The sequence below is a fragment of the Paraburkholderia sp. 35.1 genome, assembly GCF_050436525.1.
GTDB lineage: Bacteria > Pseudomonadota > Gammaproteobacteria > Burkholderiales > Burkholderiaceae > Paraburkholderia > Paraburkholderia tuberum.
Genome location: NZ_JBNDMJ010000002.1, coordinates 2,605,500 through 2,629,629 on the forward strand (window position 1 = coordinate 2,605,500; position 24,130 = coordinate 2,629,629).

General features: G+C 64.0%; 13 protein-coding genes and 4 pseudogenes. 7 read left to right on the plus strand and 10 right to left on the minus strand.

Annotated elements, in window-relative coordinates:
- Nucleotides 1-108: 108 nt before the first annotated feature.
- Together OKW27_RS17825 and OKW27_RS17830 are read right to left on the minus strand one after the other, a co-directional pair.
- Nucleotides 109-1,764 carry a tannase/feruloyl esterase family alpha/beta hydrolase gene (locus OKW27_RS17825; RefSeq protein ID WP_429334627.1) on the minus strand — a complete coding sequence of 552 codons (1,656 nt, stop codon included), beginning with the start codon at nt 1,762-1,764 and terminating at the stop codon, nt 109-111.
- A 35-nt stretch (nt 1,765-1,799) separates the two neighbouring features.
- Nucleotides 1,800-2,915, minus strand: coding sequence for an OpgC domain-containing protein (locus tag OKW27_RS17830; RefSeq protein WP_429334261.1), 1,116 nt, complete (start codon nt 2,913-2,915; stop codon nt 1,800-1,802).
- A 66-nt stretch (nt 2,916-2,981) separates the two neighbouring features.
- Here OKW27_RS17830 and OKW27_RS17835 point away from each other — a divergent pair.
- From OKW27_RS17835 to OKW27_RS17845, 3 genes and pseudogenes are all read left to right on the plus strand, one after another.
- Nucleotides 2,982-3,050, plus strand: a pseudogene (locus tag OKW27_RS17835) (transposase); the annotation flags it as partial.
- A 127-nt stretch (nt 3,051-3,177) separates the two neighbouring features.
- Nucleotides 3,178-3,264, plus strand: a pseudogene (locus OKW27_RS17840) (IS6 family transposase); the annotation flags it as partial.
- Nucleotides 3,265-4,163: 899 nt separating this feature from the next.
- Nucleotides 4,164-8,900, plus strand: a complete 4,737-nt coding sequence (locus OKW27_RS17845) for a YadA-like family protein (protein ID WP_429334262.1) — start codon at nt 4,164-4,166, stop codon at nt 8,898-8,900.
- A 47-nt stretch (nt 8,901-8,947) separates the two neighbouring features.
- Here OKW27_RS17845 and OKW27_RS17850 read toward each other — a convergent pair.
- Nucleotides 8,948-9,243: pseudogene (locus tag OKW27_RS17850) on the minus strand (IS6 family transposase); the annotation flags it as partial.
- A 372-nt stretch (nt 9,244-9,615) separates the two neighbouring features.
- On the opposite strand from OKW27_RS17850, the gene OKW27_RS17855 reads away from it, so the two are divergent.
- Nucleotides 9,616-10,740 carry an acyltransferase family protein gene (locus OKW27_RS17855; RefSeq protein WP_429334263.1) on the plus strand — a complete coding sequence of 375 codons (1,125 nt, stop codon included), beginning with the start codon at nt 9,616-9,618 and terminating at the stop codon, nt 10,738-10,740.
- Between the two features lie 113 nt (nt 10,741-10,853).
- Here the strand turns inward: OKW27_RS17855 and OKW27_RS17860 are convergent, their stop codons facing one another.
- The gene (locus OKW27_RS17860; protein ID WP_429334264.1) at nt 10,854-12,752 is read right to left on the minus strand and encodes an ATP-dependent metallopeptidase FtsH/Yme1/Tma family protein; all 1,899 of its coding nucleotides are present in this window, start codon (nt 12,750-12,752) and stop codon (nt 10,854-10,856) included.
- A 603-nt stretch (nt 12,753-13,355) separates the two neighbouring features.
- On the opposite strand from OKW27_RS17860, the gene OKW27_RS17865 reads away from it, so the two are divergent.
- Together OKW27_RS17865 and OKW27_RS17870 are read left to right on the plus strand one after the other, a co-directional pair.
- The gene (locus OKW27_RS17865; protein ID WP_429334265.1) at nt 13,356-14,204 is read left to right on the plus strand and encodes a shikimate dehydrogenase family protein; all 849 of its coding nucleotides are present in this window, start codon (nt 13,356-13,358) and stop codon (nt 14,202-14,204) included.
- A 128-nt stretch (nt 14,205-14,332) separates the two neighbouring features.
- Nucleotides 14,333-14,956: an ABC transporter ATP-binding protein gene (locus tag OKW27_RS17870; protein ID WP_429334266.1), complete on the plus strand. Its 624-nt coding sequence runs from the start codon at nt 14,333-14,335 to the stop codon at nt 14,954-14,956.
- A gap of 335 nt (nt 14,957-15,291) precedes the next feature.
- Here the strand turns inward: OKW27_RS17870 and OKW27_RS17875 are convergent, their stop codons facing one another.
- Nucleotides 15,292-16,299 (minus strand): zinc-dependent alcohol dehydrogenase family protein, encoded by a 1,008-nt coding sequence (locus OKW27_RS17875; protein WP_429334267.1) that lies wholly within the window; start codon nt 16,297-16,299, stop codon nt 15,292-15,294.
- Between the two features lie 99 nt (nt 16,300-16,398).
- Nucleotides 16,399-16,713, minus strand: a complete 315-nt coding sequence (locus OKW27_RS17880; protein WP_018424703.1) for an antibiotic biosynthesis monooxygenase family protein — start codon at nt 16,711-16,713, stop codon at nt 16,399-16,401.
- A gap of 190 nt (nt 16,714-16,903) precedes the next feature.
- Between OKW27_RS17880 and copM the strand changes: the two are divergent.
- Nucleotides 16,904-17,297 (plus strand): annotated as a pseudogene (gene copM, locus OKW27_RS17885) (CopM family metallochaperone).
- A 13-nt stretch (nt 17,298-17,310) separates the two neighbouring features.
- Here the strand turns inward: copM and OKW27_RS17890 are convergent.
- The 4 genes from OKW27_RS17890 to prpC all read right to left on the minus strand — a co-directional run bounded on the left by OKW27_RS17890 (nt 17,311) and on the right by prpC (nt 23,895).
- A complete protein-coding gene (locus tag OKW27_RS17890) occupies nt 17,311-18,552 on the minus strand; it encodes an MFS transporter (protein WP_090809240.1) in 1,242 nt (413 codons plus the stop codon).
- Nucleotides 18,553-18,722: 170 nt separating this feature from the next.
- On the minus strand, nt 18,723-19,910 hold the full coding sequence (gene prpF, locus OKW27_RS17895) for a 2-methylaconitate cis-trans isomerase PrpF (protein WP_429334268.1): 1,188 nt from the start codon (nt 19,908-19,910) through the stop codon (nt 18,723-18,725).
- 105 nt (nt 19,911-20,015) lie between these two features.
- Complete coding sequence (acnD, locus tag OKW27_RS17900) at nt 20,016-22,613, minus strand: Fe/S-dependent 2-methylisocitrate dehydratase AcnD (RefSeq protein ID WP_429334269.1); 2,598 nt, start codon at nt 22,611-22,613, stop codon at nt 20,016-20,018.
- A 112-nt stretch (nt 22,614-22,725) separates the two neighbouring features.
- Entirely contained in the window at nt 22,726-23,895 is a 1,170-nt protein-coding gene (gene prpC / locus OKW27_RS17905) for a bifunctional 2-methylcitrate synthase/citrate synthase (protein WP_429334270.1), read from the minus strand.
- Nucleotides 23,896-24,130: the final 235 nt, after the last annotated feature.

Genomic DNA, 24,130 nt, shown 5'->3' on the forward strand with positions numbered 1-24,130 from the left:
AAGGCGGTGGCGCTCGGGCTATCGGCTCGTCGGGCGTGGGCCCCGGCTCGGTCCGCACGTTTTCTAGCGCGGCTCGCCGGTCAAACAGGCGCTGCGACGACTCAGACCTCAAGGCTGCGCACAGACAAAACTACTCGCCAGATTTACATTGCCTCGGCCGAGATAGCGCGGAAACCCGGGATAGCGGCACAGCGGCCGCGAGCGTCCATTCGTCGCCGCGGCGAGATCTGTGGCCATCAGCGTTTCGGGCGCGACGCCGCGCGTGACCCACGCGTCGAGCGCCCCGAGCAGATCGACCGATGGAATGAACACGCCGTTGCCATGCTGAAACCCCGGCACCATGTACAGCCGCATGAAGCGATCCACCTCGTCCTTGCCGAAACGCGCGACTAGCGCGTCGTGATATGCGATCGTCTGGTTCGGGCTGATCACTTCGTCGGCGAGACCCTGCAGCGTGATCAGCTTGCCGCCGCGCGCGATGTAACGCGACAGGTCGGGGTTCATCGCGCCGATCGTGCCCGACAGCGCGATCAGTCGCGCGCGATATTTGCCGGGGCGTTGCGAATCGAACGTCAACGAATCGAAGTCCGCATCGCGCGCGACGAAGTAGCGCAGATAGCCGTCGCCTTGCGCGAACAGATAGCCGTTCGCATAGAACGTCGGCACCGGTTGACGCCGCGGCTGATGCGCGAGCCCGAGCGCGCCGGTCAGTTGCGTGCCCTGGAACACGTTGTAGCCGCGATAGCCGCTCACGTCCCACGCGAGCCGATACGGCAGCGACAGCCCGTCGCGCATCGCCAGCAAGGTGGCCAGTTGCGCGTCGGTCAGACACGCATCGTCAGATGAAAGGCGCAGCGCGCAACGCAGCGAATCGACAATTTGCGCTTCGTGCGCGCGACATGCTTCGACGTCGCTGACGATGCCGTCCGCCATGCCGTCGAGCCGGTCGCATACCTCGAGCGTGCGTTGATAGACGCGTTCGAGCAGCGCCGGCGGCACGAAGCCGCCCGGCGTACCGTACTCGGCCTGGCCGAGCTTCACGCCGATCAGCCGCACGCCGGAAAAATTCAGCGCGGGCGCATTGGCGATCACGCCGTCGTAGTCGTCGGGGAAGCGCTGCATCACCGTGTAGCCTTCGCGGCCCCCCGTCGAGCCGCCGGCAAAATACATGCGCTGCGGCGGCCTGCCGTACGCGTGCGCGATCAACGCGAGCGCGACGTCATGGGTTTTCTTCAGATGCGCGTAGCCGAAGTTCGTCACCGCTTCATCGACGAGACCAAACGCCGCGAGCGACGAATCGCCGACATGCCCCGAGTCGTCACCGAACGTCGCGTAGCCTTGCGCGAGCGGCGCGCGATCCGGCGAGAACGGCATCACGCCGGTGCCGCTGACAACCACGCCGTTGTACCCGCCGCCGCCGATCTGCAACGCACGGCCATTCCAGCGACTCGGCAGATTCAGATCGAAGCGGATGTCGGGCGTCGTCCGATTCAGCGCCTTGATGCGGCCCGTGATGCGGCAATACTCGCCGCCTTGCTGATTGCCCGGCGCGGTCGCGCCGATCATTGCCGCGCTTTCGATCAGCGCGCCGGCCGTCGGCATCTCGATCAATTCGGGCGACAGCACCGCGCCCGCGAACTCCGCGCAGTGCATCGCGAACGGTGTCTCTTCGGCCTGCGCGGCCGTGCGATGCATCGCGAGCCACGCGAGCACGACGACGCTCATCACGGTCGCGAGTCCAACGAGCTTGCGCGTCGTGCGCATCGTGGTCGTGATGCGCACGCGGCGCTCGCGTCGCGTCATCCGCAACCCGCGCCATTCGCCTGTGCGCCCGACTGCTGCCCTTTCCAGCCGCTCCAGCCGCGCGCGATCATCAGCAGCGCGCCGATCGCCGCGAGGTCGCCGCCGAGCCCGACCAGCACCGCGCGAAAACCGTGAAACGTGTGCGGTGTCGCCGTGTCGATGATCAACGACACCAGCGTGCCGGTGACGAAGCACACGAGTCCGGTGCGCCCCACCGTCACGACGGCGGGCAGCCGCCTCGCTAGCCACGCGATACTGCCCATCCGCACGAACTGGGCGGCGAGCCACGCGATGACGATGAAATTGATCACACGTTCCACTGAAAGATTCTGCTTGTGCGTGCCGGACAAAGGCTGCGTCAGCACGAAAAGTTTGACCATCGCAAAGCCAAGCACCGCGACCACCGCGACGCGCGTGAGCCACTGCGCGGTATAGCTCGCATGAAAACGTTCGCTGATCGGCTGCACGCGGCACAGCATACCGAGCACGAACATCAGTTGCCACGCAAACGGATTAAAAGCCCAGTCGGCGACGGCGTCAATGCTGAATAACGCGGCGAGCGGCCTCGCGACGGCCCACACCGCGACGCTCACCGCGAGCGCGAGCGATGCAGAGCGGCGCGCGAGCGGCACCATCACGGGCACGCATAGCGCGAACAGCACGTACATCGGCAGCACGCTGGACAGATACGGTTGCCGGCGCAACAGCGCGATATCGAATGCTTGACGCCATGGCTGCAACGCGAACGGCGGCCAGCCGGTCATTTCTACCATCGGCCGATTCAGATCGAGCAGCGCGAGAATCGCGCCGGACGCGAGCGTCAGCACCGCCGTCAACAGATACGCGCGATAGATCTCCCCGCAGCGTTTGAGGAAGCGCAGCTGCGCCGCGTGTTCGCCGCGATGCGCAAGCACCGCCGTATACGCCGCCGCCGATGCATAGCCGCCGAGAAACACGAACACCTCGGCCAAATCGCACAACGCGTACGCGTGCAGCATCAGATGCGATAGCGTGCTGCCGGGAATGTGATCGAGCACGATGACGATCAGCACGATACCGCGAAAGAAATCGACTTCGACCGATCGTCCACGGCCACGGCCTGGGGTTTCCATTCGTCTTCTCGAAGAATGCGCGCTGGCGGCACGCAAGAACGTCAATGGCCACGCATCAGCGGGTGCGATCCTGAACGCACGCAGGCTTTCTTATCGAGCTTCGGTCCGATCCGTCAGCACTTCGCGCTCAAGCGAAGGCCGGCATGACCAGCCGGATGGCGGGCTGTTCGCTGAAGGGATCGGTGGCTGGCGGAAACCATGTCGCACTCCTGTCCTCACCTAACCGCTTGACCACAGTTGGGGCTCTGCGGCGTGCACGGCAGAAGTATTTGTGACGTTGCGCGGCGAGCCTTACCTGCTGTGGCGCGCTGTTGATCAACACGGGACTGAACTCGATATCTTCATGGAGGATGGCGGCTCTCAGCGTTCTTTCCCGCTCGAGAAACTCCAGCTGCAGGCGAGTCTGCCGGAGAGCGAAATCGGTATAGCGATCCTCGACGTAGTCCGTGACGGTCGATTTCAGCACAACGCCGGTCAACAGCACCAGGACAAACGAGACCGCGACGCCCGCGCCCATGACGAGCGTCCGCTGATAGCGGTTCAGCCTGCTCGGCTCATCAACGCGTGAGTCGCGGTTGAGCGTGTGAACCACGCGTCCATGCCTGCTGGAATCTGTGCTCTGTGATGGCATGGCGGACCTGAATCAGGGACGCAAGGAATGATTTCCGCATCATACGGCGATTCCGACTCGTTGCGTGTTTGATGTCGATTGAGCCGCCTGTGGCGGGCGGCGTTGCGGTTTGCGCCTGTCCCCGCCTTCACTTCTGGTCGTCGCCTGTTACGTGAAGCTCGACTGAAACCCGTTCGGCGCGCGGTTGCACTCGTCAGCGCAAGCATTGGCGACGGGCATCGCTGAACTGTTGACAGTTGATGAAACACATAGGGCACCCTTTCCACTATCTGCCGTCCCGTCAAGATTTCTGACCTTGCCACGCTCTCCGCGTTAGCAGGCAGTGCCGCCATCTCAAGCGCTGCAGCGCTCAAATACCGGCCCGCGCCGATTCGGACCGGTCCTATTTTTATCCAATCTCAAAAATATAGACTGAACCCAGTTACAGAGATTTAGCAAAGGCCTGCCCCAGATTGACTCGGCAGAAATCTGGCCGATTCTTACTGCGGCCATGAGCTTTCTGGATCGTCATCGCCCCCGTTTTTGCAGCTGATATCGAACAGCAAGAAATGGCAACGGCGATTTGGCATTAGTTCGCATACCTCAGTTATTTTTAAAACTTTAAAAGGAATCATGTCATGAACAAGTCCTATGTCAGCATCTGGAGTGAAGCCCTTGGGTCGTGGGTGGCTGCATCCGAGCACACTGCACGTCGCGGCAAGCGCAGCAAGTCACGCTGCGTGATGGGTAGCATCGGCGTAGCCTTGGGTGTGATTGCCGGCTACAGTGGGAATGCTGCTGCTAAAGTTGCGAACCCTATTGGCGCCTATGGCAACATTGCTATTGACAATTCGACCAGCACCGCCGTCGCTGCTTCTGCCAGCACTCCTGGATCGATAGCGATTGGTGCTGGTGCAAACGCTAAAGGCGACGTTAATTATGACGGTAGCTCGGCCATTGCCATCGGCGATTCAGCCGAGGCGAACGGGGGTGGCACGATTGCGCTCGGCGAAATGGCCGTTGTCAACGGTGATCGCTCGGCAGCTTTCGGCCCAGCTTCAACCGTGAGTGCCTCAGATTCTGTGGCGCTCGGTTTCGGGAGCACGGTCACCGCGACCAATAGCGTAGCTTTGGGCGTGAATTCGGTGGCCGACCGGGCGAATACGGTGTCGGTAGGCACGTCCACCGGCCAACGCCAGATTGTGAACCTGGCTGCAGGTACCCAAAGTACGGATGCCGTCAATCTGAGCCAGCTCGGCGGAGTGGTGAATGCGCTAGGCGGTGGGGCGGCGATCGAGTCGGACGGCACGATCAGCGCGCCGAGCTACAGCGTGGGCGGTACGACGGTCAACAACGTGGGTGACGCGTTTGCCAACATCGACGAAAGCGTGCGCCGCAACGCCACATTGATGGATAACCTCAACGATGGCCTAGTGATGATCCACAACATCGCGCTCGACAACAGCAAGGACATCGCGATCAACAAAGCCGACATCACGAAGATGAGTGGCGACATCACGAACGTCACCAACAGCCTGAACGACGGCACGATCGGTCTGGTGCAGCACGACGCAGCGACCCGGAACATAACGGTGGCCAGGGATCTGGACGGCACGACGGTGGATTTCGGTGGCACTGAGGGCGCGCGCACGCTGAGCGGCGTGAAGGCCGGTGCGCTGAGCGACACCAGCACCGAAGCGGTGAACGGTTCGCAGCTGTACGCCACGAACCAGCAGGTGAACCAGAACACCAACTTGATCACCAGCCTGGACGACCAGGTGACGAATATCGGTGGCCAGGTCACCGACGTGTACGAGAAGGGCACGAAGTACTTCCACGCGAACTCGACGGGTGAGGATTCGTCGGCAGTGGGTCAGGATTCGGTGGCGATCGGTATGGGCGCGGTGTCGAACAACACGAATGATGTGGCGCTGGGCGCCTCTGCCACGGCCAGCGGGGGAAACTCGACTGCAATCGGTAATCACGCTCAGGCGGCAGCCGCCTACGCCACTGCGCTTGGTCAGGCGGCTGCTGCAAGCGGGTTCGTCGCAACTGCGATCGGTTCGTCCGCTGAGGCGGCAGGCGACCACGCCACTGCGGTTGGTGCAATGGCTGATGCGGCAGGCGCCTCAGCCACTGCGATCGGTACGTCCGCTCAGGCGGCAGGCGGCTGGGCCATTGCGATCGGTTCGCACGCTCAGGCGGCAGGCATAGATGCTATTGCGCTTGGTGCGTACGCTGCTACGACCGTGGATAGGGCAACGGCACTGGGCGCCGATGCTTCTGCAACGGAGAAGGGCTCGGTAGCGCTGGGCGCAGGCTCGACGACGTCTGCGGCGGTGGGCACCAGTGGAGCGACCATCGGCGGGACGGATTATGCGTTCGCCGGTGCGAACCCGGCGAGCACGGTGAGCGTGGGCAGCGCAGGTAACGAGCGCACGATCACGAACGTGGCCGCAGGCCGCCTGAGCGCGACGAGCACGGACGCGGTGAACGGTTCACAGTTGCACGCGACCAACCTGAGCGTGACGGCCAACGCGACGAACATCGCGGCCAACACGGCTGCGATCACCAGCATCGACGGCCGCGTGACCAACGTGGAAGGCTCGGTCACGAACCTGACGCAGCAGCTGGACGGCGGCAGCGTCGGCCTGGTGCAGCAGGACGCGACCAGCAAGGCCATCACGGTGGCCAGGGACCTGGACGGCACGACGGTGGACTTCGGTGGAACTGAGGGCGCGCGCACGCTGAGCGGCGTGAAGGCCGGTGCGCTGAGCGACACCAGCACCGAAGCGGTGAACGGTTCGCAGCTGCACGCGACCAACCAGAACGTGACGGCCAACACGACGGCGATCACCACCATCGACGGCCGCGTGACCAACGTGGAAGGCTCGGTCACGAACCTGACGCAGCAGCTGGACGGCGGCAGCGTCGGCCTGGTGCAGCAGGACGCGACCAGCAAGGCCATCACGGTGGCCAGGGACCTGGACGGCACGACGGTGGACTTCGGTGGCACCGATGGCGCGCGCTCGCTGAGCGGCGTGAAGGCCGGTGCGCTGAGCGACACCAGCACCGAAGCGGTGAACGGTTCGCAGCTGCACGCGACCAACCAGAACGTGACGGCCAACACGACGGCGATCACCACCATCGACGGCCGCGTGACCAACGTGGAAGGCTCGGTCACGAACCTGACGCAGCAGCTGGACGGCGGTAGCGTCGGCCTGGTGCAGCAGGACGCGACCAGCAAGACCATCACGGTGGCCAGGGACCTGGACGGCACGACGGTGGATTTCGGTGGCACTGAGGGCGCGCGCACGCTGAGCGGCGTGAAGGCCGGTGCGCTGAGCGACACCAGCACCGAAACGGTGAACGGTTCGCAGCTGCACGCGACCAACCAGAACGTGACGGCCAACACGACGGCGATCACCACCATCGACGGCCGCGTGACCAACGTGGAAGGCTCGGTCACGAACCTGACGCAGCAGCTGGACGGCGGTAGCGTCGGCCTGGTGCAGCAGGACGCGACCAGCAAGACCATCACGGTGGCCAGGGACCTGGACGGCACGACGGTGGACTTCGGTGGCACTGAGGGCGCGCGCACGCTGAGCGGCGTGAAGGCCGGTGCGCTGAGCGACACCAGCACCGAAGCGGTGAACGGTTCGCAGCTGCACGCGACCAACCAGAACGTGACGGCCAACACGGCCAGCATTGCGGCCAACACGACGGCGATCACCACCATCGACGGCCGCGTGACCAACGTGGAAGGCTCGGTCACGAACCTGACGCAGCAGCTGGACGGCGGCAGCGTCGGCCTGGTGCAGCAGGACGCGACCAGCAAGGCCATCACGGTGGCCAGGGACCTGGACGGCACGACGGTGGACTTCGGTGGCACTGAGGGCGCGCGCACGCTGAGCGGCGTGAAGGCCGGTGCGCTGAGCGACACCAGCACCGAAGCGGTGAACGGTTCGCAGCTGCACGCGACCAACCAGAACGTGACGGCCAACACGGCCAGCATTGCGGCCAACACGACGGCGATCACCACCATCGACGGCCGCGTGACCAACGTGGAAGGCTCGGTCACGAACCTGACGCAGCAGCTGGACGGCGGCAGCGTCGGCCTGGTGCAGCAGGACGCGACCAGCAAGGCCATCACGGTGGCCAGGGACCTGGACGGCACGACGGTGGACTTCGGTGGCACCGATGGCGCGCGCTCGCTGAGCGGCGTTGCCGACGGTGCGATTGCAGCGGGCAGCAAGGAAGCCGTCAACGGCAGCCAGCTGTATGCGAACTCGGCGAGCGTGGCCGCTGGTCTGGGTGGCGGCTCGACCGTGAACGCGGACGGCACGATCAGCGCACCGAGCTACAGCGTGGGTGGTACGACCGTGCATAGCGTAGGCGATGCCGTCACCAACCTGGATGACCGGGTCACGCAGAACACCACGGACATCACGAAGCTGCAGACCCAGGTGGGCGACGTCGGAACACAACTGTCGGGCGCGGTGCAGTACGACCGTAACGTTGACGGTTCGGTGAACTTCGGTTCCGTGACGCTGGGTGGAGGCCAGAGCGCAGGTCCGGTGACCCTGACCAATGTGGCGAACGGCACGAGCCAGTATGACGCGGTGAACTACGGCCAGCTGTCGGCGTTGCAGGACCAGGTGACGGATCTCAATGGCCAGGTGAAGGATCTCGGTTCCCAGGTGTCGAACATCCAGCCGGTCACTCCGGATGTTTCGTCGTCGGACCGCAACAATGACGCAGTGGCTAATGCGGCGATGCCGGGTACCGGTGCGGGCAGCACGGTGGTCGGGGCAAACGCCAGCGCCGCAGCGGAGAACGCGGTGGCAGTGGGCACCAATGCGGCGGCGACCGGCGTCAACTCGACGGCGATCGGCACGGGCTCGCAGGCTGGCGATGCGAACTCGGTGGCGTTGGGTCAGGGCTCGGTGACGGATCGCGATAACTCGGTGTCGGTGGGTTCAGCGGGTCACGAACGCCAGATCACCAACGTCGCAGCGGGTACCGCAGACACGGATGCAGTCAATTTCGGTCAGATGAACAGCTCGGTCGCACAAGGCGTTCAGCAGGCCAACAACTACACCGATCAGCGTATCAACGCGACCAACCAGGCGGTCAACAATCTCGCCAGGAACGCCTACTCGGGAATCGCCGCCGCTACCGCGCTGACGATGATTCCAGAAGTCGATCAAGGCAAGAAACTGTCGTTCGGTATCGCGGCAGCGACTTACAACGGTTATCAGGCGATCGCACTGGGCGGTACGGCTCGTATCAAGGACAACATCAAGGTGAAAGCGGGTGTTGGGATGTCCGCGGGTGGCACGACTGCCGGGATTGGTGCCTCGTATCAGTGGTAAGCGGTCGGCGGGAAAGGGTGCGTGTGCCCTCTCCCGCTTTTTCACGATTGATCAACAGCGCGCCACAGCAGGTAAGGCTCGCCGCGCAACGTCACAAATACTTCGTCAAGGTGCCATGTCGTGCCGGGCTTGCGACGCGCCGCTTTGACACGGTGGGCGAAACGGGCACCGAATTTATCGCACCAGCGTCGGGCTGTTTCGTAGCTGACGATAACCCCCGCTCGAATAGCAGCTCTTCGATATCACGCAGGCTGAGCTGAAACTTGAAATACCAGCGGACCGCGGAACTGATGACCGCCGCTGGAAAGCGATGACCGTGGTAAAGCGATTTTTCATTCTTCATCACGCGATCTTACTCGAACATCTCAGCAACGTGACAGTGCCCATCAGCGTGCCGACCTGTGCGAACGACAAAAGACTCGATCGTTCAATGCATCACCTATGACGCAGGCGAAGGCGCTGACGATCCGCCTCTAATGTTCGCTTTCACAACGGCTTTCTGAAATGGAGTCGTTGGCGACTGGTAATACTCGGCGCGTCTTTAGCGAACACGCGGAAAGTTTTGCGGCTTTTCATGCACGAAACAGGGACACCCGTCTTCATGGAGGGACGCGAGCCTCGAAAATAAATCATCGAACGCGCGCTGCGATTTTTTTCGCATTTTTTCTCCGTACGATGTTTTCGTGGTTTTCCGCCGCTTTGCGAATAGAGGTTTATGAAAAACAGAATTGCCGGATTCGATGGATTGCGCGCGATCGCTGTGCTGATGGTGTTTCTGCAGCATCGACTCTTCGGCGACATCGGCGAAATCGGGCATCTCGGCGTGTGGATCTTCTTTGCGCTGAGCGGCTTTCTGATCATCGGCATCCTGTCGTCGCGGCGCGCGCGCATCGAAGAGGGCGACAGCTGTTTCCGCACCGAACTCGGGCGCTTTCTGTTTCGTCGCACGGTGCGCATCTTTCCGATCTATTACCTGATGCTCGTCGTGATGTGCGTGCTGATGGCATTCGGCCTCGCGAATCCGGAACTGGCGAGCGGCATGCCGTTTCACTTCGCGTATCTGTCCAACTTCTGGATCGGCTCGGTGCTGCGTTACTGGCCGGGCCGCTATTCGCACTTGTGGAGCCTCGCGATCGAGGAGCAGTTCTATCTCGTCGTTGCGCCGTTTTTGCTGCTGCTCGCGACGCGGCGACATCGAGCGGCATGTTGGGCGATCGTGGCGCTCGGCCTTGCCGCGCTGTTCGCGATGCGCGCCGCGCATTGGGATGAGATCACGATCTATACGCACCCGTTGAGCAATGTCTGGTTGCTCGCGTTGGGCGGCATCGGTGGTCTGGTGATCGAGGACGATCGCGGCCGCGTGCGTGCCTGGCTCGGTCATGGCCTGACGCTGTTCGCGCTGAGTCTGGTCGTGATCGGTTTGTGCGCGGCCGAGCCGAGGTGGAACATGCTCGACGATCCCTTACTGTTTACCGCGATCAGCGCAACGTACGGGATCGGTATCGCGGCGCTGGTGGCTTCGATCGCGTGTTGCCGCAATGCTGCCGTGATGGGGCTGCTACAGATGCGTTGGCTCGCCGGTCTTGGGCGTATCAGTTACGGCTTCTATCTGTATCACAACCTGATCCCCGATCTGACGCGTAACCGTCACGCCGAGGCGTTGTTTGGCGGCACCGTGCCGATGTGGGCACACATGCTTGGCATCGTCGCATCGTTTGCGATTTCGCTTGGCATTGCGGTGCTGTCGTGGCGGTTGATCGAGGCGCCGATTTTGCGAGTGAAGACGCGCGGCGAATCGGTATTGAAAGCGGCGGAGAACGTCGCTTCCGACGTAGCCTGAAAGATCGAACCAGGTCGCCGATCTATCCGGCCACGCGCCTCACGCTATCATTCGGCCTCACCACCCGACCGACCCGGGATCGTCGGACTTCGCGTAGCGCATCATCAGGCTCGTCAAGCCGCCGCAGGCTCGTGCACGATCTTGAGCGTGCTCTTGTGCTCGGCGATGAACCGATAAACGGTGTCCCCGGGTACGGTCTCGTGCTCGAGCAACTGGTCCGAAATGTCGCGCAGTACCGGCTCGTACGCGTGCAGTAGCCCGTAGCAAAGTTCGTTGAGCTCCTTGAGCAGCACGTTCGCATGCTCGATTGCGCTCTTCAGTTGCAGGCCCGCATACTGCGACGGCAGCGCCGCGAGACTGAACAGATCGCCGTCGCTGTTGAAGCCGAACTTCGACACCATGTCGAGGCTGATACGCGAGGCCTCCTGCAAGTCCGACGCGGCGCCGCTCGATGCTTCGGAGAACATCAGAATCTCCGCGTTGCGTCCGCCGAGCAGCACCTGGATCTCGTTGCGGATTTCCGTTTCGCGGTACAGGTGCTTGTCCTGCGCTTTCGTGATCAGCGCGACGCCAAGCGCGCCGCCACGCGGCAGAATCGTCACTTCCTCGAGCACGCCGGTGCCAAGCAGCGCCGCGACCAGACCATGACCCGCCTCATGCACCGCGATGCGCCTGCGCTCGTCCTCGGTGAGCGCGCGCTCGGCGCCGCTCACGTCGCCGATGCGCGCGATCTTGATCGCTTCCATGAAGTGCTTCGCGGCGATTTCGTTATCGCCCGCCTTGCGCGCGATCAGCCCTGCCTGATTCACGACCATCGCGACGGTGGCCGGCGACAGTCCAGTCGTCAAACGCGCGAGCTGGTCGTAGTCGATATCCGCCGCTTTCGACTTCAGCCGCTGCGCGTAGAAACGGAAAATCTTGGCGCGGTCTTCGCGATCCGGCAGACGCACCTGCACCGTGCGATCGAAACGGCCGGGGCGGCGCAATGCTTCGTCGAGATTGTCGGGATGGTTGGTCGCGGCCACGACGATCACGCCCTCGTTCGACTCGAAGCCGTCCATCTCCGCGAGCAGCTGGTTGATGATCCGGTTGCTTTCGGCTTCGACCGGACCACCGCCGGTGTCGGTTCGTTTCGCGAGACCGTCCGCTTCGTCGATGAAGATGACCGTCGGCGCATTCTTGCGCGCGAGTTCGAACAGGTGCCGCACCTTCTGGATACCGACACCGTAGTACTTCGCGCTGAAATAGCTGCCCGTGATCGAAATGAAGTTCGCGCCGCATTCGCCGGCCAACGCCTGAGCGAGCCGCGTCTTGCCGACGCCGGGCGCGCCGACCATCAGGATGCCGCACGGCGCACGCACGCCCAGCGACGAGAACTGCTTCGGATCGGACAGGTAACCGCGAATGTCGGCGAGCGCGGCCTTCGCTTCGTTCGCGCCGATCACGTCGTCGAAACGCAGCGTCGGTGTTTCGCTGAGCAGCTTCGCGCCGCCCTTCATCTCGCGTCGCATGAACCACGCCATGCCGCCGATCAGCACGAGCGGCAGCAGCACGCTCAGCGCGTCGCGGAACTGGTCGAACAGCTGGGTCCAGCGTGCGCCGTCGCTGTGGATATCGACGTCGGGCAGCCATACGAGCTGATACGCGGCGGCGTCGGAGCGCTCGCCCAGCAGCAGCGCGTGCGAGAAGGTTGCGTTGTGATCGGTGACGAAGTACTTCGAGCCGTCACGCAGCGACACCAGAATCGCGTTGGGACTCACGCCGATCGCCGCGACGTTGGTGTCGTGAATGTCACGCAGCATCGTCGACGCATCCTTCTCCGCATGCGTCCACGCGGATGCATCGTGACGCATCTGGCTCGCAATGCCGCTCAGCGCCGGCGCCTGCGGCTCGGCGCGATGCTGGATATACCAGACGCCCCAACCGACCAACACCGCGATCAGCACCGCCACAGCCGCCACCGCAATTTTGCGTGCGCGCTTTTTCCCAAGCGAATTATTTCCCGGCTTCATGAGTCATTTCCAAAATGCGGACTTGAACAAGCCCTTACTTAATCAAGCTTTCTGTCAAACTTACCTGTCGAAATCGGAAGGCGGAGTCTGCGGAAAATCGGCTGGGGGCGAAGCGCCACACGGCGAGGCTCAAAGGACAATTCAGAAGGACGACGATCTGTGCATCCCGGTGAGCCGCATTAGCCGAAGGTAGTATGCCGGCGGCACGCGTCTGTCAAAGCCGCGGAAAAGGCCTATTTGTACCATCTATCCGACCATCGACACGCCGGAAGGTTACGCGGCAAGCGCGCGTAGGGCGTCGCCGCCTTGACTCCGCGCACAGTTTATCAGCGTAAAAAGCAGCGCGTGTTTTTAATGTCTATATCTAACCGCACCCCAATTAAAATCAGTCACAATTACTGACAAAACGTGATTAGACGGACCTAAATGATCTGAAAATAGGCCACGATTAAGTCAGGATTTTGGAATCAGCTGGCAGGATGAGCGACGGCTCTCTACGGACCCGTTCGCATCATCGACACTTTCTCTCAGGTTCTGCTTTTGGGCGCCGGCGCCGAGCGGCATCGACGGTTCTTTCCTATGCTGCACTCAGGAGATTCGATCATGCAGCGGGCTGAAAACCCTTCCTTCGCGGCGTCGCTCGACGCGGGTCTGAGCGGCGCGACGCGCGTGTATTTCATCGTCGGCGATCCGATTGCGCAGGTGCGCTCGCCGTCCGGCGTGACCGCCGCGTTGCGTTCGGCCGGCCGCGATGCGCTGGTGGCGCCCGCGCACGTCGCGCCAGCCGATCTGCCGGCTTTTTTCGCGGGCATCGCGCCGATGCGCAACGTCGACGGCGTGATCATCACGGTGCCGCACAAATTCACCGCGGCGAGCTATTGCGCGACGCTCGCCGAAGAAGCCGCGTTCCTTGGCGCGGTCAACACGCTGCGCCGCAACGCCGACAGCGGCTGGCATGGCGGCATGTTCGACGGCACCGGCTTCGTTGCGGCGCTCGTCGCGGCGGGCTGCGAACTACGGGGCAAGCGCGCGCTGCTGGTCGGCGCGGGCGGCGCAGGCTCGGCGATCGGCCATGCGCTGATTCAGCGCGGCGTCGGCTCGCTCGACGTGCGCGACAACGACGTCGAACGCACCGGCTCGCTGACCGCACGGCTCAATGCGCTCGGCCGAGGCACGGCGCGCGGTGCGACGGCCGACCTCGACCCGAGTCCGTATGACGTGGTCGTCAACGCGTCGCCGCTCGGCATGCGCGCGGGCGATTCGTTGCCGATCGACGTCGCGCGCTTGCCGGCCACGACTTTTGTCGGCGATGTCGTAACGAAACCGCCACTTACGCCGCTGATCGAAGCGGCACGCGCGCGTGGTTGCCCGACCGTGACGGGCACGCAGATGTTCGAACGCGTGTGTGATCGGATGGTGGAGTTCTTTCTGGACACGCCGACGTCTGCGTAACGGCGCGAAGGAACCAGGCGCGCGCTGCTACACTGGCGCGAAATTGCCGTGCCGAAGATCCCGCACGGCATGCACGAGGCGTGGCGCAATCCTGCGCCGCGTTCACATCGCCCTCTGCGCGTCAACCCATGCTTCGATTCGACAACCTCAGCAAGCGCTATAGCGACCGCGTCCTGTTCGAAGGACTGCACTTCGACGCGACGTCCGGCTGCGTCGCGTTGAACGATGAATCCGGCAGCGGCAAATCGACGTTGCTCGCCATCCTCGCCGGCGCGCTCGAACCCGACACCGGCGACGTATGGCTCGGCGGTCATTCGCTGCGCGCCGCGCCGGATGCCGCGCAAGCGCTGCTCACGTATGTGCCGGAAGACAGCATGAGCTGGCCCGATCAGACCTGCCGCGATTATCTGCGGCAGGTTGCGGCGGCGCGGCACACCGCGCTGACCGACGACGTGCTCGCGCTCGCCGAACGCTTCGGCCTCGCGCCGCATCTGGACAAACGTTTCGAGCAGATGTCGTATGGCAGCCGCAAAAAGGTGTTTCTGACGGCGGCCGCGCTCGGCGAAACCCGCGTGCTGATCGCCGACGAACCGGCCGGCGGACTCGACGCGTCAGCGCGCGCGGTGCTCGCCGAGCTGTTCAGAACGCTCGGCACGACGCGCACGGTGTTTTTCACGAGTTACGACGAAGGGTTCACGCAGGCCTGCGAGGCGACGGGTGTCTGTTTCGCGGACCTCGCGAGGGGCATTTGAGCTAGGGCCTGTTCACGCTAATAACGGGCTTGCGCTGGCCGCCAGAAGGGCCGAGCGCAAGGATTGCGACGCAACGAATACTCGACGTATTCGCAAGGAGCATGACGCGGCGATCGGCCCTTCTGGCGGCCAGCCCTTTGAAGGTTTTTTTAAAACAGGGGAACGTGCCTTTGCGCCCGTATTGCGGCGTCGGTCGTCGCTTGTTTGGCTCGGCCAAACGGCGCTCCTCTCTCCTTGCACTACGGGCGGAAAGGCACGTTCGCAAGCCCGTTATTAGCGTGAACAGGCCCTAGCGATCGCGCGGGTCATGCGGGCCGGGCGCGAGCGTTGAATCCTCAGATCGCCACACAAATCTTGCCGAAGTGCGCACCCGATGCCTCGTGCCGGAACGCGTCGGCGAGCTTGTCCAGCGCGAACGTGCTGTCGATCACCGGCTTGATGCCCGTGGTCTCGAGCGCGCGCACCATGTCGATCTGATCCTGCCGGCTGCCGACGATCAGCCCTTGCAGACGCTGTTGCCGCGCCATCAGATGCGCGGTCGGCACCGGACCCGCGCGGCCGGTCAGCACGCCGATCAGCGCGATGTGCCCGCCGATGCGGCATGCGGTGATCGACTGCGGCAGCGTGCCGGGACCACCCACCTCGACTACGTGATCGACACCGCGCCCGTTGGTGATGTGACGCACTTCTTTGCCCCACTCGGGATTGTCGCGATAGTTGATCGTATGGTCGGCACCCAGTTCGCGCAGCTTCGCGAGCTTCGCATTCGACGACGACGTCGCGATCACCGACGCCCCCATCGCCCTCGCCATCTGCAAGCCGAAGATCGACACGCCGCCGGTGCCGAGCACGAGCACGCTGCTGCCTGCCTTCAACTGACCGTCGACGACCAGCGCGCGCCACGCGGTCAGCCCCGCCGTGGTCAGCGTCGCGGCTTCGGCGTGGCTGTAGCCGGCCGGCGCGCGCGTGAAGTAGTGGCTCGGCAGCACGACGACTTCGCGCGCGTAGCCGTCGACGCCGTCGCCGGGGGTGGTCGCAAAATCGCCGATCGCGGGCGAACCGTTTTCCCAGTGTGGGAAGAAGCAGGACACGACGTGATCGCCGGCCTTGAATTCGCGCACGCCTGCGCCGACCGCTTCGACGACGCCCGCGCCATCGGCCATCGGGATGCGGCCCGCTTCGGCCGGCAGATTGCCGCAGACGACGCCGTAGTCGTGGTAGTTCAACGAACTAGCGCGAATGCGCACGCGAATCTGCCCGGCCTCGGGCTGACCGGGATCGGCGAGATCGACGACCTGCAGGCTATCGACTGTGGCGGGAGAACCGATTCTGACGGCTTTCATGTTTTCGATCCTTGGTGAGTGGTGCGCTGCCGTAAGCAGCTCGATGTCCACGCGCGATGCGCGTCGGATGTGTATGCGCCATGCCCGCGCGAGACCGCGCTATTTGACGGTCTGGATGACTTCGAAGCCTTCGAATTCCGGGTGGCCGAGATACAACACGCGGTTTTCGTTACCGGCACTTCGATGCGCGGCACGAAACGCGTCGGACTTCGTCCATGCCTCGAACGATCCATGGTCGCGCCAGATCGTATGGCTCGAATAGAGGACGTGATCGTCCTTGCGCGGTCCCTTCAGCAAATGAAATTCGACGAAGCCCGGCACCTCTTTCAGATGGGTGTCGCGCGTGGTCCACAGATGTTCGAAGGCGTCCTCGGAGCCGGGCGCCACTTTGAAGCGGTTCATCGCGATGTACATGCTGTCAGCCTCGTTGAGTGAGTGATGCTGCCAATGATGCTGGCTTGGTCATCCAGTCGCGTTTCATTATAGGCGTGCGTTGCTTTGCCTCCGCTTGACCTTACCACGGCAGGAGGCTCCACGATGTCCGACGTGACCGTTAGAATCGCGCGGATCACGTCGCCACACTCTTCAACAACGGAAAACCAATCTGAAAAACCTTCGCGCGTTGCGCGCTCTCTGTGTGTTCGGCGGTTTGGCATTCGCGGCGGCGGCTCTGCCCGCTCACGCGCAACATCAGGGCATGCCCGGCATGGACATGCCGGATTCGGCGCATACCGACGCGGGCGCATCGACGCAAGCCTTCAAGGCCGCCGACGAGCGCATGATGCATGAGATGAGCGCCCCCGAATACACCGGCGACGCCGACCGGGATCGTCGCGCACATGATCCCGCATCACCAGGGCGCGATCGAGATGGCGCAGGCGGAGTTGAAATACGGCAAGGACCCGGAGATCAAGCGGCTCGCGCGCAACATCATCAAGGCGCAGCATGACGAGATCGCGTTCATGCAGCGCTGGCAGGAAAAGCACGGCGGCAAGTAACGCAGCGCGAGCATCACCAGCGTGGCTGCTTGCGCAACAGTGGCGTCATCGCGATCAGACCGATGATCGGCCCAGGCAGCAGCAGCCATGCGACGCGCACGTCGAGCGCGTGAAATACGCTGGTCGACCACAGGATCGAGCAGGCGGACAGGAAAAAGCCGAAGCTGTTCTGCAGCGTCAGCGCGCCGCCGATCTTGTCGGCGGGACAGGCCTTCACGGACAGCGCCGAAAACTGCGGCGAATCGGCGATCACGCTGATGCCCCACACGAGTAGTAACCCGAGCTGCGCGGCGGTGCCGAGCCCCGTGGTCAGCGGATAAATCGCGCACAGCGTGCCCGAGATCGTCAGCGCGAGAGCGGCGGTACGCGCGCTGCCGACCACCTGGCTGAGTCTGCCGCCGAACAGGCAGCCGAGCGCACCGATCGCGATGATCAGGAACGACCACAACGCGACGGTGCCCGGCGCCGCCGGCGCCCCGCTCGCGAATGCGCGCTGCACGAGCAGCGGCGTCAGCGTCCAGAACGCGTACAACTCCCACATGTGACCGAAATAGCCGAGCGCGGCCGAGCGAAACTCGCTGATGCGCACGACCTGCCCGACGCCCGCCGACAAACCGAAGCGTCGGCTGCCCGAGCGCCGCGCGTGCGGCCCTTCGCCGAGCACGAACACCAGCAGCGCGCCGATCACCGCGAGTCCCGACGAAGTGAGCACCACGGTTTGCCACGGCACGCTCGACAGCAACGCACGAATCGCATGCACCGACGCCGTGCCGAGCGTCAGCATCGCAACGAGCAACGCGAGCGTCTGCGCGGCGCGGCGCGGGTCCCACGTAACGAGCAGCTTCATGCCGAGCGGATAGATGCCGGCAAGCGCGACGCCCACGCCGAAGCGAAACACGAGCGCCGACGCGAGCCCGCTGCTGCACAGCGCGAACAGCGCATTCAAGGTCGCGCCGAGCACGCCGCAGACGGCGAACACCTTGCTCGCCGACACGCGATCCGCGAGTCCGGTGGTCGCCGACAGCAAGGTCCCGACGATAAAGCCAGCCTGCACTGCATTCGTCAGCCAGCCGATACCGGACGCGCTCAGATGCCAGGCGATCTGCAGATCGCGCATCGCGCCGTTCGCGCTGAACCACAACGACGTACCGAGCAATTGCGCAATCGCGATCACGAGCACAGCGCGTCTCGCGCGCGCGATGTCGTGCGCCGCGTCGCCGGACTTCGTTGCGTCGGCGTCCAGCCTGTTCTGCATCGTGGCTCCTCTGCGTCGGGACTGAGTCGGCCGCTGGGGAGTGGTTATGGGAGCGCGGCCGGAGCGGCCATTGTAGACCGCGAGCACCGTATGCCCCCATCGCCGCGAGCGCTGCGGCCTGCTCTACGTAGCCTTCCGTGCTGCTGACGTTGGCCGACATCGGCGCCGCCTCAGCCCTGCTGCGGCACCCTGACCCACCCCTCCATCAACACGCGCGCGCTGCGGCTCATGATCGCTTTCGTGACGACCCACTCGCCGTCCTTCCGACTCGCCTGCGCGCCGACGCGCAACGTGCCCGACGGATGCCCGAAGCGCACCGACTCACGCTCGCCGCCGCCCGCCGCCTGATTGACGAGCGTGCCCGCGATCGCCGCCGCGGCGCCGATCGCGACCGCCGCCGTGCCCATCATCGCGTGATGCAGCTTGCCCATCGACATCGCGCGCACCAGCAGATCGACGTCGCCCGCGCGCACCGGCTTGCCGCTCGACGCCACGTAATCGACCGGCTTTGCGACGAACGCGACCTTCGGCGTGTGCTGCCGCGTCGCGATCTCGTCGAGATGCTTGATGAGCCCCATGCGCAGCGCGCCATGCGCGCGAATCGTCTCGAACATCGCGAGCGCCTTCGCGTCGCTGTTGATCGCGTCCTGCAACTCGGTGCCCTTGTAGCCGATCGCCTCGGCGGCGACGAAGATCGTCGGGATGCCCGCGTTGATCATGGTCGCCTTCAACGTACCGACGCCCGGCACCTCCAGGTCGTCGACGAGGTTGCCGGTCGGGAACATCGCGCCGCCCGCGCCTTCTTCGTCGGCGGCCGGGTCCATGAATTCGAGCGGCACTTCGGCGGCCGGGAAGGTCACGCCGTCGAGTTCGAAGTCGCCGGTTTCCTGCACCGCGCCATCGCTCATCGGCACGTGCGCGATGATCGTCTTGCCGATATTGGCCTGCCAGATGCGCACGATCGCGACGCCGTCACGCGGCACGCGGCCCGCCTCGACGAGGCCCGCGCTGATCGCGAACGGTCCCACCGCGGCCGACAGGTTGCCGCAATTGCCGCTCCAGTCGACGAACGCCTTGTCGATCGACACCTGCCCGAACAGATAGTCGATGTCGTGATCGGGCCGGCTGCTGCGCGAAATGATCACGGTCTTGCTGGTGCTCGACGTCGCGCCGCCCATGCCGTCGATCTGCTTGCCGTACGGATCGGGACTGCCGATCACGCGCATCAGCAGCGCGTCGCGCGCGGCGCCCGGTCGCTGCGCGGCCTCGGGCAGATCCTGCAGACGGAAAAACACGCCCTTGCTGGTGCCCCCGCGCATATAGGTGGCCGGAATCTTGATCTGGGGAAGGTGGGCCATGAAGGTGTCCTGAGGTGACATGTTCTTTGATGAAGGGCGATGCGGCTCGTCAAGCCGCATCGCCCTGGTCTGTTGCGACGTTCACTGCAAACGCGCGTCTACCCGTCAAGCCGCTGCTCTGGTCGACTCGAGAAAGTCCTGCGCGAAACGCTGCAGCACGCCACCGGCTTCGTAGATCGACCCCTCTTCGGCCGTATCGAGCCGGCACGTCACCGGCACTTCGACGCGCTCGCCGTTGCGGCGATGAATCACCAGCGTCAGATCGGCGCGCGGCTTGCGCTCGCCGATCACATCGAACGTCTCGGTGCCGTCGATGCCGAGCGTCAGGCGATTCACGCCCGGCTTGAATTCGAGCGGCAACACGCCCATGCCGACGAGGTTCGTGCGGTGAATCCGCTCGAAGCCTTCCGCGACGATCGCTTCGGTGCCGGCCAGCCGCACGCCCTTCGCGGCCCAGTCGCGTGACGACCCCTGGCCATAGTCGGCGCCCGCGATCACGATCAGCGGCTGCTTGCGCTCCATATACGTTTCGATCGCTTCCCACATGCGCGTGACCTTGCCCTCGGGCTCGATGCGCGCGAGCGAACCGGCCTTCACCTGGCCATTCTCCAGCACCATCTCGTTCTTCAGCGTCGGGTTCGCGAAGGTCGCGCGCTGCGCGGTCAAGTGATCGCCGCGGTGCGTCGCGTACGAATTGAAGTCCTCTTCGGGCAGGCCCATTTTCGTCAGGTATTCGCCGGCCGCGCTGTCCGGCAGAATCGCGTTCGACGGCGACAGGTGGTCCGTCGTGATGTTGTCGCCGAGCACGGCCAACGCGCGCATACCCTTCAGCGTTCGCTCGCCGGCGAGCGCGCCTTCCCAGTACGGCGGACGGCGAATATAGGTGCTTTCTTCGCGCCAGTCATACAGCGGGTCGGCCTTCGCGCCGGTGTCGGGGGAGACTGCGAACATCGGTTCATACACTTTGCGGAATTGCTCGGGCTTCACGCTCGCGGCGACGATCGCATCGATCTCCGCATCCGACGGCCACAGATCTTTCAGCGTGACCGCATGACCGTCCGCATCGACGCCGAGCACGTCCTTCTCGATGTCGAAGCGGATCGTGCCCGCGATCGCATAGGCGACGACCAGCGGCGGCGACGCGAGAAATGCCTGCTTGGCGTAGGGGTGGATCCGGCCGTCGAAGTTGCGGTTGCCCGACAGCACGGCGGTCGCATACAGATCGCGCTCGATCACCTCCTTCTGGATCACCGGGTCCAACGCGCCGGACATGCCGTTGCACGACGTGCACGCATACGCGACCACGCCGAAGCCGAGCTGTTCGAGTTCAGGCAAGAGCCCCGCCTCTTCCAGATACAGCGTGACCGCCTTCGAGCCCGGCGCGAGCGAGCTCTTGACCCACGGCTTGCGCACGAGTCCACGCCGGTTCGCGTTGCGTGCGACGAGGCCCGCCGCGATCATGTTGCGCGGATTGTTCGTGTTGGTGCAGCTCGTGATCGCGGCGATGATCACCGCGCCGTCCGGCATCAGACCGGGCTCGTTCTCGACCTTGCCGCTGACGCCGCGCGCGGCCAGTTCCGACACCGGCAAGCGGCGATGCGGATTCGACGGCCCCGCGAGCGTGCGCACCACGCTCGACAGATCGAACTCGAGCACGCGCTCGTAGTCGGCGTGCTTCAGCGTATCGGCCCACAAGCCGGTTTGCTTCGCATACGTTTCGACGAGTTTGACGAGTTCGTCGTCGCGGCCGGTCAGCTTCAGATAGCGGATCGTCTGCTCGTCGATGTAGAACATCGCGGCGGTCGCGCCGAACTCGGGCGCCATGTTCGCGATCGTCGCGCGATCGCCCAAGGTCAAATTCGCCGCGCCCTCGCCGTAAAACTCGAGGTACGCGCCGACCACCTTCTCTTTGCGCAAGAACTCGGTCAACGACAGAACCACGTCGGTCGCGGTAATGCCCTCGCCCGGCTTGCCGCTCAGCTCCACGCCGACGATATCGGGCAGCCGCATGTACGACGCGCGGCCGAGCATCACGCTCTCCGCTTCGAGGCCGCCGACGCCGATCGCGATCACGCCGAGCGCATCGACCATCGGCGTATGCGAGTCGGTGCCGACCAGCGTGTCGGGAAACGCGACACCGTCCTTCACCTGCACGACCGGGCTCATGCGTTCGAGGTTGATCTGATGCAGGATGCCGTTGCCCGGCGGAATCACGTCGACATTGCGGAACGCGCGCTTGGTCCAGTTGATGAAATCGAAGCGGTCTTCGTTGCGGCGATCTTCGATCGCGCGATTCTTCGCGAACGCATCCGGATCGAAACCGCCGCACTCAACGGCCAGCGAGTGATCGACGACCAGTTGCGTCGGCACCACCGGATTCACGAGCGCCGGATCGCCGCCTTGCGCGGCGATCGCATCGCGCAGACCCGCCAGATCGACGAGAGCGGTCTGGCCGAGAATGTCGTGGCACACGACGCGCGCCGGGAACCACGGAAAATCGAGCTCGCGCTTGCGTTCGATGATCTGTTGCAGCGAAGCGGTCAGCGTCACCGGGTCGCAGCGGCGCACCAGGTTTTCGGCGAGCACGCGCGACGTATACGGCAGTTTGTCGTAGGCGCCGGGCTCGATCTTGTCGACCGCGGCACGCGTATCGAAGAAGTCGAGCTCGGTGCCCGGAAGGCGTTTGCGGTTGGCAGTATTCATGACGTAGGGACAGGACGGTTATCGGCCGCCGGACGGTATGCCGGCGGCCTCGGGCGGCGCTTCGCTCGCGCGCCGGCCGGACAGTGCGGGTAGTTTAGCTCGCGGCCTCAGCTCAAACGCGCTTCGCCAGCGGCACGAACGGCAGATCGTCCGGACCGGTGTAATTCGCGCTCGGACGAATGATCTTGTTGTCGACGCGCTGCTCGATGATGTGCGCGCTCCATCCTGCCGTACGCGAGATCACGAACAGCGGCGTGAACATCGCGGTCGGCACGCCCATCATGTGATACGACACCGCGCTGAACCAGTCGAGGTTCGGGAACATCTTCTTCGCGTCCCACATGACCGATTCGAGCCGTTCGGCGATCGAGAACAGCTTCGTGTTGCCCGCTTCCTTCGACAGCTTCTTCGCGACTTCCTTGATGATCTTGTTGCGCGGGTCCGAGATCGTGTAGACCGGATGGCCAAAGCCGATCACGACTTCCTTGTTCTCGACGCGGCGGCGGATGTCGGCTTCGGCTTCGTCAGGCGTCTGGTAGCGCGACTGGATTTCGAACGCGGCTTCATTGGCGCCGCCGTGTTTCGGGCCGCGCAGCGCGCCGATCGCGCCGGTGATCGCCGAGTACATGTCCGAGCCCGTGCCCGCGATCACGCGGCCGGTGAACGTCGACGCGTTGAACTCGTGCTCCGCGTACAGGTTCAGCGACACGTGCATCGCATCGACCCACGCCTTCGACGGCTCGACGCCATGCAGCAGATGCAGGAAATGCCCGCCGATCGAATCGTCGTCGGTTTCGACCTCGATGCGCTTGCCGTTGTGCGAGTAGTGATACCAGTACAGCAGCATCGAGCCGAGCGAGGCCATCAGCTTGTCGGCGATATCGCGCGCGCCGGGCAGGTTGTGATCGTCCTTCTCGGGCAGCACGGTGCCGAGCACCGACACGCCGGTGCGCATCACGTCCATCGGATGCGCGGCGGCCGGAATCCATTCGAGTGCGGCTTTTACGTTGGCGGGCAGGCCGCGCATCGACTTCAGCTTCGTCTTGTACGCGGTCAGTTCGGCCTGGGTCGGCAGCTTGCCGTGGACCAGCAGATAAGCGATCTCCTCGAATTCGCACGCCTCGGCGATGTCGAGAATGTCATAGCCGCGATAGTGCAAATCGTTGCCGGTCTTGCCGACCGTGCACAGCGCGGTGTTGCCCGCGGTCACGCCCGACAGCGCGACGGATTTTTTCGGTTTGAAAGCGCCTGCGTTCGGCGTGCTGTTGTCTGCTTCGCTCATCGATTGTCTCCAGAAAGGGTTGGAATTTGGCCATTGCTTCGACTGGGCTGCCTTGTACGCAAGGAACGGGCCAGCCCGTTCACCACCAGCTAAGTGCCTGATTTGGCGGGAGTCCGGCGAAGCAATGACGCGACCCCGTCCGACGCTCGATTTCATTAATGAAACTCCGGATTTCAAATCGGCAATGAATGCTCGCATAATGGAGGTCCCCAACCATCCCGTTGCGAGCCGTCCG